General features: G+C 31.3%; 11 protein-coding genes. 10 read left to right on the top strand and 1 reads right to left on the bottom strand.

What is annotated here, in order from left to right; genetic code table 11:
- The first annotated feature begins 26 nt into the window (after positions 1–26).
- From ACH3PA_RS01680 to ACH3PA_RS01670, 3 genes are read left to right on the top strand one after another with little or no spacing between them, the layout of a single operon-like run.
- The gene (locus tag ACH3PA_RS01680; protein WP_416441145.1) at positions 27–1,046 is read left to right on the top strand and encodes a glycosyltransferase family 2 protein; all 1,020 of its coding nucleotides are present in this window, start codon (positions 27–29) and stop codon (positions 1,044–1,046) included.
- Positions 994–2,151 (top strand): glycosyltransferase family 4 protein, encoded by a 1,158-nt coding sequence (locus ACH3PA_RS01675; RefSeq protein WP_416441147.1) that lies wholly within the window; start codon positions 994–996, stop codon positions 2,149–2,151. Before ACH3PA_RS01680 ends, ACH3PA_RS01675 begins: the two co-directional genes overlap by 53 nt.
- Positions 2,152–2,154: 3 nt before the next feature.
- Positions 2,155–3,276, top strand: coding sequence for a DUF1972 domain-containing protein (locus ACH3PA_RS01670; RefSeq protein ID WP_416441149.1), 1,122 nt, complete (start codon positions 2,155–2,157; stop codon positions 3,274–3,276).
- A 106-nt stretch (positions 3,277–3,382) separates the two neighbouring features.
- Here the strand turns inward: ACH3PA_RS01670 and ACH3PA_RS01665 are convergent, their stop codons facing one another.
- A complete protein-coding gene (locus ACH3PA_RS01665) occupies positions 3,383–4,129 on the bottom strand; it encodes a tyrosine-protein phosphatase (RefSeq protein WP_416441151.1) in 747 nt (248 codons plus the stop codon).
- 41 nt (positions 4,130–4,170) lie between these two features.
- On the opposite strand from ACH3PA_RS01665, the gene ACH3PA_RS01660 reads away from it, so the two are divergent.
- The 7 genes from ACH3PA_RS01660 (at position 4,171) to ACH3PA_RS01630 (ending at position 13,695) form a co-directional block, all read left to right on the top strand.
- Entirely contained in the window at positions 4,171–5,562 is a 1,392-nt protein-coding gene (locus ACH3PA_RS01660) for a capsule assembly Wzi family protein (protein ID WP_416441153.1), read from the top strand.
- Positions 5,563–5,728: 166 nt separating this feature from the next.
- Positions 5,729–8,149, top strand: a complete 2,421-nt coding sequence (locus tag ACH3PA_RS01655; RefSeq protein ID WP_416441155.1) for an SLBB domain-containing protein — start codon at positions 5,729–5,731, stop codon at positions 8,147–8,149.
- Positions 8,149–9,237, top strand: coding sequence for a Wzz/FepE/Etk N-terminal domain-containing protein (locus ACH3PA_RS01650; protein WP_416441157.1), 1,089 nt, complete (start codon positions 8,149–8,151; stop codon positions 9,235–9,237). The genes ACH3PA_RS01655 and ACH3PA_RS01650 overlap by 1 nt, the downstream gene beginning before the upstream one ends.
- A 188-nt stretch (positions 9,238–9,425) precedes the next feature.
- Complete coding sequence (locus ACH3PA_RS01645) at positions 9,426–10,370, top strand: KpsF/GutQ family sugar-phosphate isomerase (protein ID WP_416441159.1); 945 nt, start codon at positions 9,426–9,428, stop codon at positions 10,368–10,370.
- A 4-nt stretch (positions 10,371–10,374) separates the two neighbouring features.
- The gene (kdsB, locus tag ACH3PA_RS01640) at positions 10,375–11,121 is read left to right on the top strand and encodes a 3-deoxy-manno-octulosonate cytidylyltransferase (protein WP_416441161.1); all 747 of its coding nucleotides are present in this window, start codon (positions 10,375–10,377) and stop codon (positions 11,119–11,121) included.
- 6 nt (positions 11,122–11,127) lie between these two features.
- Entirely contained in the window at positions 11,128–12,567 is a 1,440-nt protein-coding gene (locus ACH3PA_RS01635; protein WP_416441163.1) for a polysaccharide biosynthesis C-terminal domain-containing protein, read from the top strand.
- Positions 12,568–12,657: 90 nt separating this feature from the next.
- On the top strand, positions 12,658–13,695 hold the full coding sequence (locus ACH3PA_RS01630; protein ID WP_416441165.1) for an EpsG family protein: 1,038 nt from the start codon (positions 12,658–12,660) through the stop codon (positions 13,693–13,695).

The following is a 13,695-nucleotide window of genomic DNA, read 5'->3' as shown; positions in this document are numbered from 1 at the left end:
TGCATAAACCCCTAAATTATAATATTTTGACCCCTCTTTATATTATTATTCTAAATTATAACAGCTGGAAAGACACAATTGAATGTATTGAAGCACTATTGAATAGTGAATTTCAAGATTTTCAAATCATTCTGCTTGATAATAATTCTCCAAATAATTCTGAAAGTAAAATTCTGGAATATTTTCATGGAAACATACGGCCAGATATTTCTCATCCTTTTTTTAAGAATAAATTAAAAATTAGAAGTTCAGGTTTGCCTTATAGTTATTTTTCAATAGAGGATAAACTACCTAATTTGAATGATATTGATGAAAAAGCAGTTGTTAATAAAGCCACTACTATTATCGATAATCCTATTCTTTTTATTCAAACAGGAAAAAATTTAGGTTTTGCAGGCGGTAATAATGTGGCATTAAAAATTCTTTTAGAATCTAAACTTGATGATTTAACGAAAGTTTTTTTACTTAATCCAGATACTTTTATCGAATCGCATGCCCTACAAAAGTTGAGTGATTTCAAGGAAGACTTTTTTATTAGTTCTTGTACTATTAAATCGTATGACACACCAGAAGAAGCAGGATTTTCAGGATCTTTTAGATTGAAAAAGCCTTTTGGTATTATTGAGAATTTGAAAGACTCTGGAGACATAGATTATATTTACGGTGGAGCTCTTCTTACCAATCTTAAAACGATAAGAATGATTGGGATCATGCCAGACAATTATTTTTTGTATTGGGAAGAAACAGACTGGTGTTTTAACGCTAAGCTACAAAATGTTAAATTAGAGGTTTGTAAAGAAGCTGTAGTTTATGATAAGGTAGGTACTTCTACAGGTAGAGGATATTTAGCCAATTATTATTTTATTAGAAATGGACTAATTTTTTACAAAAAATATTTAAAGACATATATGCCATCATTATTACTTTATATAGGTCTACGGATTCTGGATAAGGTTAGAAAAGGAGAGTTAAATAGTGCAAAAGCAATGATTCATGGAGCAAAAGATTACTATAAAGGAAAAGAAGGATTTACGCCTATTAGTTGATGCACATGTTTTTGATGGCATGTATCAGGGCACTAGAACTTTTTTAAAAGGTATTTATAGTAATCTGGATACTAATAGATATAATATTACTGTTTTTTTAGCAGCAACAAATATTGAAAATTTAAAAAATGAGTTTAATGGTCTACCTAATATACAATACGTTCAGTTAAAATATGCGAATAAGTTTTTAAGATTAGGTTATGAGATTCCGAGAATAATAAAAGCGTTGGATATAGATTATGCTCATTTTAACTACTATTTACCTCTATTTTTAAATAAGAAATGTAAATACATAGTAACCATTCATGATGTATTATTTTTAGATTATCCTGAGTATTTCCCTAAAAGCTATTATTACAAAAATTTACTTCTTTTCAAGCATGCGGCTAAGAAAGCGGAGGTATTAACAAGTGTTTCTAATTATGCAGCAGATAGTATTAAGAAAAATTTTAACTTAAAAGATAAGATAATAACAGTTTTGCCAAATGCGGTTGATGTTGATTTTCAAACCGTTGAGAGTAAGATGATTTCTAGACAGTATATCAAAGAAAAGTACGGAATCCAGAATTTTTTCGTTTACGTAAGTAGAATAGAACCTCGTAAAAATCATAATGCGATTTTAAACATGTATGAAGAACTGGAGCTGTGGAAACAAGATATTAATATTGTTTTTATAGGGAAGATGGCTATTGAAAACAAAGAGTTTACTGAAAAATATAATAGCCTTGTTAAAAAATCGAATAACAAGATTTATCATCTTACAAGCATAGATTTTAAAGACCTAAAATCATTTTACAATGCCGCATTGGTGGCCTTTTTTCCTTCTTTATGTGAAGGATTTGGCATTCCACCTTTAGAGTCGGCAATATTAAAAACCCCAACTATTTGTTCAAATCTTACAGCAATGAAAGAATTTAGTTTTTTTGAAAAATACCACATAGATCCTCGTGAAAAGAACACCTTTAATAATAGCGTGAAATCTATTTTAGAAGAAATTGAGTCTGGAAATAATCAGGATAGCTTATCTTCGGTTGCCAGTACAATTCAGAAGAAATATGACTGGAAGAAAACTTCAGAAATACTTGCCCAAACCATTAGTAGCTAAATTATGAAAATAGCAATTATTGGTACACGAGGTATCCCCAATCATTATGGAGGTTTTGAACAATTCGCAGAATATCTATCTGTTTATTTAGCAAATAAAGGTCATAATGTGACTGTTTATAATTCTCATGAACATCCTTATCAGGAAAATGTATATCAGGGGGTAAATATTGTGCATTGTTTTGATCCGGAGGATAAAATAGGTACAGTAGGTCAATTTGTCTATGATCTAAATTGTATTCAGGATGTTAGGCACAAAGATTTTCAAATAATTTTACAATTAGGTTATACCAGTAGCTCTATTTGGGGGTTTTTATTGCCAAAGGATGCGGTTGTGCTAACTAATATGGACGGGTTAGAATGGAAACGGTCGAAGTTTAGTAAACCAGTTCAGGTATTTTTAAAACTAGCAGAAAAACTTGCAGTACAATCTAGCGATTATCTTATTTCAGATTCTATTGGTATCCAGGATTATATAAACGAGAAATATTCTGTTAATTCTGAGTACATTCCTTATGGTGCAAATCTTTTCACTAACCCGAAGAGAGAGGTTTTAAATGAATACAGTTTAAAGCCTTATGCTTATGATATGCTAGTAGCCCGTTTAGAGCCAGAAAATAGTATAGAAATAATACTTGATGGTGTTGTTCATGCCAATATAAAACGAGACTTTCTGGTCATTGGGAAGCATGAAACTACTTATGGTAGTTATTTAAAAAAGAAATTTAAAAATTTCGAGAATATTAAATTTATAGGCGGAGTTTATGATATTAATATTTTAAATAACATTAGATATTTTTCTAATATCTATTTCCATGGGCATACTGTTGGTGGTACTAACCCCTCACTATTAGAAGCAATGGCATCAGGAGCAATGATTTGTGCTAATGATAATATTTTTAATAAAGCAATTTTAGAAAGCGACGCATTTTATTTTTCTTCTTTAGAGGAGGTAAGTCAGGTTCTCGAAACCACTGTGAAATTAGAGCATTCGGGAATGATAGCAGCTAATTCTTGTAAAATAAGGGAATTATATTCCTGGCCCAAAATAAATGAGTCATACCTTGATTTTATGCTAAATTGTTATGAAAAAAAAAATAATAAAAGAACGGGAGTAATGGTTTAATAACATTTAAAATTTACTCTAATAAAAGCAATGTGATTAAAAATAAACGGTTTTTTAGGGGTTAAAATCGGTAAATTTGGCTAAAAATTCGCTTCTTATATTTGATTTATGATTGGTTAAAAGTGTTTTTAGTGTGTTCGACTATGCTTTCAATTTTATTTAGCAATTTAGTTTTAATTTTAATCCCTGATAATTTTTCTATATGGCCCAGATGATGTGTATCAGTAGCTATATAATCAAATAGATGTTCGTTCAACAGTTTTTCTGCCATTTTTTTTACATACTTGCCATAGTGAGGGGTAAGGGAAAGTGTATTTAATTGCATTTTACAACCTTTGCCAATTAAGGTTTTGTAGTAATCGGGTTTATGATGCAAATAGCCATATCGTTCTGGATGGGCAAGCACAGGAATAAAGCCTTTACTAGTTATTTCAAAAATTATTTCTTCCAAATTTATGGGAGAGTGAAAAAATGACATTTCTACTAATATAAACTTGTCTTTCAAAGGTAAAATAGTCCCTTTTCTTAGTAGTTCTAAAAAAGTACTGTCCATCATATATTCAGAGGAAGCATCAATTCTTATAGAAGCTAAATTTGCCTCATCAAGTTTTTTCTTTAATATTGCCTTCGCACTATTTATAGTAGAGGGCGTGTTAGGATAATAATCATTCATTGTATGTGGCGTGCAAATGAATTGAGTTATTCCTAACTCTATCATGCGTTTAATCATCACAAGTGACTCATCAGGGGTTTTCGATCCATCGTCAATACCGGGTAGAATATGATTGTGTATATCAGTAAAGTCATTGAAAATGTCTACTAAGAAAGTTTTGGGATTAAAAATAGATAACATCTTTTTATAGTTTTTTTCAAATGTACATAATTGAAAGAACAGTGAAAGCTATAACCTTATATCAAGCAAGGAGCAGGTATTTTAAATGGGATATGAATTTAGTCAGGGTGTTATTTTTAATTATTTTATGTCTCATTTCTTACTGCTCTCAGGCTCAATTGAGTGGAGAGATTGAGGGAATAGGAATTTTATCTTCAGAGAAAAAAAATCCTTTCTGGTTTCATGCAAATCAAAAGGGACAAATATCTGAAGAAACTGATGCGATTTCTAAAGTTGCGATGGACTATTTTTTAGAGTTAAACGAAAAAAGTAGTCTATATGTAGGAGCGGGTGTATACTATGAGGAAGGACATTATAACAATTTAGTACTTGATGAACTTTATATTGAATATGATTATTCCTGGCTCAAAGCGACCTTTGGTTTAAAACATAGGAAGTTATTACTTGATGGTTTATCTGGCGTAGGTGGAGATATTTTATGGAGTGGCAACAGTAGGGCTCTTCCGGGTTTACAATTAGAGAGTAATCGCCCTATAAAGATCTTTGATTGGTTAAATATTGAATGGAAATTAGATCACTATCAAATGAATGACCCACGATATGTGAATAATACCCGAATTCATCATAAAAATATAGCCTTTGATCTTACCTTAAATAGCAATGATGTGCTATCAATAGGTTTAGATCATTATGCACAGTGGGGTGGTAATTCGCCCGATTTTGGTCCTCAACCAACCGATTTTAAGGATTTTTTGCGGATTTTTATAGGATATAGTGGGGGAGGGAGTTCTATTTCAACAGATCAAAGAAATGCATTAGGAAATCATTTAGGATCATACCATATTGATTATAGGATAAATAGGGAAGAATATGCCTTGAGGTTTTATTATCAATCTATTTTTGAAGATCGTTCTGGGCGTGAGCTCAGAAATTTTCCTGATGGGGTTTGGGGAGTATATTATAAATCATTTCGCAAATCCTTATTTTCTAAAATCTTGTATGAGTACCAGCAAACAGTCTCTCAAAGCGGTCGACCGAAGTTATATGGAGGAGGTTCAATTAGTGGGGGTGATTTTTATTTCTATAACGGAATTTATAAGTCAGGGTGGACATATTTTGGCAATTCGATTGGAACACCCTTTATAAAAGCCAATACCGATGATTACTCACTTTTAACGAATAGGAGTATTATACATCACTTTGGTTTAGGGGGTGAAGTGGGAAAATTGAATTATTTATTAAAAATAAGTTTTGCTGAAAATTTTGGTACTTATGATCAATCCTTTGAATTAAAAGAAAATGCTGTCTATAGTTTTTGTCAATTTTCTTACCCTTCCCGTTTCGGAGAATTTAAAGTTTCGTTAGGATATGATTATAGTAATAGAGTTAGTAACTTATTTGGTTCTTCTTTATCTTATGTTTATTTATTCTAATGACCAATATAAGTACAATATTTTCACTAAAACCTCATTTAATATATTTGATTAGTAATGACATCATCTTTTTCTTTATTAAACCATGTAAAAACCTTTATTTTGCAAAATTAAAAAAGTGGATTGTTAATGTCATTTTTCAATTTTAAAACAAATTAATTATCGAATGAAGTATCGATTTATATTATTCATAATATTTATTAGTCTTACATGTGTTCAAAATGTCAATTCACAGAATATTAATGATCAAATAACAGAACTGAATGTTGATGATCTTTCAGATGCTCAAATTAGAACTTATTGGGAGAGAGCAAAAGATGAGGGATATACACTTGATGAATTAGAAGTATTAGCCGCGGGACGTGGCATGTCACAAGTGCAAATCGCTAAGCTTCGAAGGCGCATTATAGCTCTTCCCGCAGAAAACCAAGTATCTCGAGGCAAGACCTTAAAAAATAGCACGGTTAAGCTGGGAGAGTCTGAACAATTATTTGGCCATACAGGTTTGAATGATTCTATACCTAAAAAAGAAAGTAAAATTTTTGGATATGATTTTTTTAGTAATACTAACGTTTCATTCGAACCAACATTGAATCTGGCAACTCCCGCTAACTACGTATTAGGGCCAGGAGATAGTCTCATTATTAATATATGGGGTGCAACTGAAAATACTTTTGAAAAAACTATAGCTGCTGATGGAGCTATACGCGTTGAAAGCGTAGGTCCTATATACTTAAGCGGACTAACAATAGAGCAGGCAAAAGAAAAGATAAAAAATAGTTTAGGTAGAATATATTCAGGAATTAACTCTTCAAATGAGAGTCCCTACAAAATATACACTGATGTTTCTCTTACAAATATTCGCAGGGTACAGGTAAATATAATAGGAGAGGTTGCTACTCCAGGGACGTATTCACTTTCTGCTCTTTCTACTGTTTTAAATGCATTGTATGCATCTGGTGGACCCAGCGAGAATGGAACATTTAGAAATATAAAATTGATAAGAAATGGCAGGCAAATTTCTAATTTCGATATTTACAAATTTCTTTTGAATGGAAACAATTCAGGAAATGAATATCTAAAAGATCAGGATGTTATAATTGTAGGACCTTATGTGCAAAAAATTACTGTAGAAGGGGCCGCAAAGCGTCCCGGAGTTTATGAAATTAAAGAGAATGAAACTTTTAAGGATTTAAAAGAGTTCTTTGGAGGATTTACATCTGCAGCCTATAAAGACAGAATTGTTATTAATAGAATTACAGGCAAACAGCGGTCTGTAAAAGAAATAGTGATAGGCGAAAATTCGATTAGTTTAAAGGATGGTGATGAGATAATTATAGAAGAAATAGTAGATCGTTATGAGAATAAGATAAGTATTTCTGGGGCAGTTTATAGACCAGGTGCATATGAACTAAAAGACTCCACCTCCCTCTATACACTATTTGAAAATGCTCTAGGTGTAAAAGAAGAGGCTCTAATGGAACGTGGAATACTCTATAGAATCAAGAATGGTTACAGAAGAGAGGCAAAGTCATTCTCAATAAATGATCTATTAGATAAAAAGTTTGACATACCTCTTATGCGTGAGGATAGTGTATATGTTTTCGACAAAAATGCGCTACGTGAAAGAATGACCTTAACTATAAATGGTGCGGTAAATAACCCTCAAACAATTGAATATATTGATAGTTTGAAGGTTGAAGATCTCATTGCAATTGCAGGGGGGTTTAAAGAGGGAGCAGATGTGAGGGTGATTGACATTTCCAGACGTCTTGAAGATGGAAATTTTGAGACTCTAAGCAAGCGTTTTCAGTGGTCAAGTACTAATAATTTAGATATAGAAACAGGTGTCGGGTTTAGTTTGAAGCCTTTTGATCATGTTTCAGTAAGATATTTAAAAGGATATTCTCCCCAGAAAGAAGTGGAGGTTGAAGGAGAAGTGAGTTACCCGGGAAATTATACTATTACAAGTAAAAATGATCGCGTGTCTGATCTATTAGAATATGCCGGTGGACTATCTCCCTATGCATATATTGAGGGAGCCACTCTTGTAAGAAAGAAAAATACTAAAGATGTGGATCAGCAACAAGAACTACTAAAAAATATAGGAGAGCAAGATTCTATTGTAGATGTTCAAGAAGAAGAATCTGATTTTCGAATAGGTTTAAATTTGAAACAAATTCTAGTTGATGGGGGAAAGTATTCAAAATACGATATTATTCTTCAGGAAGGTGATATTCTCACAATACCATCTGAAAGACAAACAATCGAAGTGAGAGGAGAAGTTTTATCGCCCTCTCTAATTCGATATGATAAGAATTTAACTTTGAAAGATTATATTATAAATTCCGGAGGTTTCACAACTGATGCAAAAAAGAGTAAAGTGTATGTTATATATACCAACGGTGATGTGAAGGCTACACGTAATTGGGTATTTTTTAAGGATTATCCAAACTTAGAGCCTGGTGCAGTAATATTAGTACCTCCAAAACCTGAAAGAAATGGAGGGCTTTCTATTCAGGAAATGATTGCCATTACTACAGGATTAGGAACAATTGGTTTAATTATAGATCGATTTACAAATTAATGGATAAAGAGAATACATCAAGTCTAATAGAGGCTAAACAGGATGGGATAGACCTCTTTTTTATTCTTCATATTTTTTTAAGTGGTAGAAGAATAATAGGCTGGTCAGTTACTATTGGTATTATCCTATCTATTTTAGTGATACTTATATCCAAGCCGGAATATAAATCATCTACTATTATGATTCCTCAAACGACTAGCTCTAGAGGTCTTGGTAGTAATCTTTCTGGTCTTGCGGCTATTGCGGGAATTAATCTCAGTAATTCTGCTCCTGATAATGAGGTTCCTATAACTTTATACCCTAAAATAGTAAAGAGTATTCCTTTTGAAAGAACAATAATTAAAGATAGCTTAAGTTTTAAAGATTTTAAGGAGCCCCTTTCTTTTGCAAATTATTTCATAAAGAAAAAAGATAAATCCATTATTAACAAGGTGACATCTATTTTTAATGATCAAGATCAAAAGGAAATATTTATAGGGGGTAATAACGAGGGGAATATAGTCGTTCTTTCGAGTGAGGAGGAATATCTTAAAGGGATATTGAGGAAAAGAGTATTGATAAGTATAGACGAAGATAGTAGAGAAATAACTATTTCCTGCAAGATGCCTGAAGCCTTGCCTGCAGCTCAACTTGCACAACATGTGCAGAAATTATTACAGGAATATGTATCAGACTTTAGAAGTCAAAAAGCGATAGAACAATTAGATTTTATTAAAGAGCGGTATAAAGAAAAAGAAAAATCTTTTAATTCTATTCGTGATAGGCTTGCGGCTTTTAGAGATCGTAATAGATATTTAGAGACTTCTTTAGCAAAGAGGAAATTGGAAGAATTAGAATCTGAATATGATTTAGAATATAGTGTCTTTTCAGATTTAGCTAAACAATTAGAAGCTCAATCAATTAAAGTTAAAGAAGATACACCAGTTTTTACTATTATAGAACCCGTTTCTGTACCTCTAAAAAAGGACAGCCCTAATAAAGGGTCAATTTTAATTTTAGGAATTGTTTTAGGTATTTTTACAGGGTGTATTATAGTTTTCTTTCTCTATTTTAAAAACGTTTATCTGAGAAGTTTCGGAAACACATAAAAATGATAGTTGATTACATTACTTTTTAAATAAAATAGACACAAATATTTAGGGTGTATTTTAAATAAAAATTGATTATAGTAAAGTATCTTTTAAAGAGTTGAATTTTCAAATCTTAATAAGAAGTAAATTCGGAAGAGAATAAACAACGTTAGGTTTTAATAGTACAATCCAAAATTTTTAATATTGTGAATTTTATTAAAATAGCTCAGGAGGTAATAGATTTGGAAGGGAGAGCGCTTTTAAATTTAAGAAATAATATAGACTATAGTTTTACTAAAGTTGTTGATATAATTTTAAATACCAAAGGTAAGATAATTGTAACGGGTGTAGGTAAAAGCGGACATATAGGGAATAAAATTGCTGCTTCTCTTGCCAGTACTGGTACTCCAAGTTTTTTTCTTCACCCCTCAGAGGCTTTTCATGGTGATTTAGGCGTGATTTCTAAGAATGACATCATTCTTGCTATTACAAATAGTGGCGAAACCGATGAGATATTAAAAATGTTACCCTTTTTTATAGATAAAAAAATATCTATTATATCCATAACGAGTAATCCGGAATCAACTTTGGCAAAAAATTCAACCTATCATCTCAATATAGGCCCATTAACCGAAGCGTGCCCCCTTAAATTAGCACCTACTACATCTACTACACTTACTCTAGCATTGGGTGATGCTCTTACAATAGCTTTAATGGAAGGAAGAGGTTTTAAAGAAGAACATTTTGCAGAATACCATCCTGGTGGAAATTTAGGAAAACGACTCCTTTCAAAGGTAGAGGATTATATGCGCAGTACAGAAATACCTATTATACTTTCGAATACGGATATGGCAACATGTATTTATACAATCAATAGCGGACTCTCTGGATTGTGTATAGTAGGAACTCTAGATAATGTTGAGGGGATAATAACAGATGGCGATCTTAGAAGAGCTATTGAGCATTACAAAAAGGATTTTTTTGATTTAAGGCCAACTGATATAATGACAATCAATCCTGTTTTTGTAAATAGAGAGATGAAACTTGAAAAAGCTAAGTTTTTGATGTTAGAAAAGGAAATAACTTCCCTGCTAGTTGGCTCCAACAAGGGCCTACTAGGAATTGTCCGATTACATGATATTAATATTTAAAATAATGAATAATTATATTATTATTCCAGCACGATTGAACTCTTCTAGGTTACCTAATAAAATCTTATTGGATTTACAGGGTAAAAGTGTTATACAGAGGGTTTATGAGCAGTGCAGAAAAGTCAAAGGAATAAAAGGTGTAATAATTGCCGTTGATTCTCTTAAAGTTCTTGAGCACTGTAAAAAATTTACGTCAGATGTTTTTATGACCGACATAAATCACCAATCAGGAACAGACAGAATCGCTGAGGTCAATTCAAGAATCAAAGCAGATATCATTGTAAACGTACAAGGAGATGAGCCATTTATATCACCTTTGCTAATTGAAGATATTCTTGCGGCATTTGATAAAAATACTAATATGGTAAGTGCTATGCATAAAATATGTACGGTTTCAGAATTGCTAAATCCTAATGTTGTGAAGGTAGTAGTTGACAAAAATAATTATGCAATGTACTTTTCGAGAAGCGTTATACCACTAGATAGGGATAATAGGGAGGAGATTTTCAATAAAAAGAAAATCTCGGCGTCACCATATTATAGGCATTTGGGTATATATGGTTATAAAAGTAGATTTTTGAAAGAATTTGCTTCTTGGCCTCAAACGCCTTTAGAACAGCTAGAGAAATTGGAACAGCTGAGAGTTATTGAAAATGGATATAAGATTAAAATGGTGAAATCACTAAAGGAATCTTTAGGAATAGACACTGTTGAAGATTATAATAAGGCTCTTACTTATTTTACACAATAGTTTCCTGTGAGACTAGAGCGTTTTAATAATGTAATGACTGGAGTGTTTACCAATGTGTTGGGTACTCTTTTGATGTTCATCATCACAGTTTATATAACAAGAACATTTGATACAGAGATCTATGGTGAGTTTAGGCTTGCCTTTTCTTTTGTCTCGTTAATTGTTGTATTTTTTGTTTTTGGTAGAGATAATGGAGTTGTTTATTATAGTCAAGAACTGGAGGCTGGAGAAAAACAAAAACTTATAATAGAAGAATGTTTTTATTCTTTATTTACATTATCTGCAGGAACCTTTATACTATATATTCTCGGTCAATTTATTACAGATACAGTCTTTAGTGGAAATATAGAACTGGAAAATTATCATTTGACTCTTTTAATGATTCCGCTCTGGGGTTTTTTTAATGTAGGAATTGCAGGACTCCGTGCAATAGGCTCTATTAATTCCAGCTTTACTTTAACTAATTTTACCCAGCGAGCACTTCGAGCTCTTTTTTTTGTTGTGTTTGCCATTTTTAGCCACACTTTTGAATCCCTAGCATGGGCTATGATTTTATCACAGCTGGCACTAATAGCTATTCTTCTATATAAACTTCCTTTTTTATTAAAGGTTTTTAATGTGAAGTTTTTTAATTTTTTTAAAAGATTTACGTATAGTTTTCAACTTGGTCTTAGCTCCATTATTTTTGTAGTTCTAAGTAGACTGGATGTTATGATGTTGGGCAATCTTTCGACCAATGAAAGTGTGGCAATATATGATGTTTGCATTTTGCTGACTTTGGTAATACTTTTTCCATATACCGCTCTGGTCAAATCTTCTGAGCCGGTAATAAAAATGATGTTAAAGGATAATAATGTTTTAAGGAAGTACAAGGCTAATTTAAAACTGGCCGTAATTCTATCCTTGGGCGTATTAATACCATTCATAATTTTCCCAGAATTCATACTTAGTGTTTTTGGAGCTGAATATTTGAAGGGTGATTTTTCGTTAATGATATTATCTTCAGGGTACGCGTTGCTCGTTTTTTTAGGGAGTCCTGTAGAGATACTTAATATGGTGGGTAGTGTAAAAATTTCTGTTCGTATACTATTACTTAGTATAATAATGAATGCCGTATTAAATTATTTGCTTATACCCCAATACGGTATTCTTGGAGCCTCAATAGCAACTATCTTTTCTTTATTGGTAACAAAAATTTTAGGTAGTTTTATATTATATAAAAGGCACCAACTTAATATTTTTCAATATCAGTTTTTTTATATAGTTATTTATTTTTTAATAGCAATATTTATAATGGAACAAGTAAAGACCTTTTTAGCTAACCTTCCGAAATTGTATCAAGTTACAATACCACTTTGCCTAGGCTACCTTTTTTATTTTTGCTTACTTTGGATTTTTGATAAGGATTTAAGAGAAAAATTATGTAACGTAATTAAAGCACATTGATTTTTAGAATTTTATGCGTTAAGAGATGTATTAAAAATGTCCTACTATTTATTCGTTTATCTTTTAGTAATCGCCCTTAATATCCATGGATTGGATAATAAATATATTAGAAATTTTCATTTATTCATAAGTGGTGTTATTCTTATAATTTTTTATGGTATCCGATTCGATGCTGGTAGAGACTATAATACGTATGAAATTATTTTTAATAAAATTCATAATCTTAAATCAGTTGGAGAGGGATATGTGGGCCTGGAAAAAGGTTACTTACTTTTAAATTCAATATCAAGAGATCTGGGATTTAATTTTCAGATTGTTATTTTTATACAAACATTTTTTCTTATAGGAGTATTTATTTGGCTAATTTCTAAATACTCCAAGAATTATGTAATCTCAATACTTGTTCTTTTACTTTTGATCAATATCTATTCTGGTATTTTAAGCGGCATTGTGAGGCAAGGATTTGCAGTAGGATTTTTTCTAATGTCTATACCTTTTATAATAAAAAGAAGCCTTAAACTATTTTTGCTTACCATTTTATTTGGAGCTTTTTTTCACATTTCTATTGTTTTGACAATCCCTTTATATTTTGTTTTAATGAAGGAGTATAGAAAGAGAATCTATATGACACTTTTTCTTCTTACATTACTTATATATGCGATTAATAGGATTCAAAATCTATTTTTGCTAGCTTTAAGTATAAGCGGTATTTCGTCAGGTTACTTAAGCGAAAGATATTTAAGATTTTTTGAACCTATGAATTTGGGGAGTCATCTATTTATACTTTTGCTTATTGGTATTTTCTTTTTGCTATTCTGTAATAAAGAAAAAATTATTAATGATAAAAATGATTTGTTTTTTGTAAACTTGACGTTTTTTTCATCTTTAGTTTCAATTCTTATGCTATCAACAACATTATTTTCAAGAATTGAATATTATTTATTTTTTGGTAATGTGATTCTCTTTTCTTATTTACTTAGAATATTTGCAAAGGAGTCTAAAATATTAGTTTATTGCTCAGTTGTAATTTTGAGTCTAATTTTAACAGGTAGTGTTCTATATTTACTTGGGGAAGAAAGAAACTTGTTGCCTTATAAATTCAGACTGAATTTTTTCAAAGAATTATAA

It is taken from the genome of Leeuwenhoekiella sp. A2 (assembly GCF_047946655.1).
Lineage (GTDB): Bacteria > Bacteroidota > Bacteroidia > Flavobacteriales > Flavobacteriaceae > Leeuwenhoekiella.
Note: the sequence above shows the minus strand (reverse complement) of the source record. Positions and strands in the feature narration are given on the sequence as shown.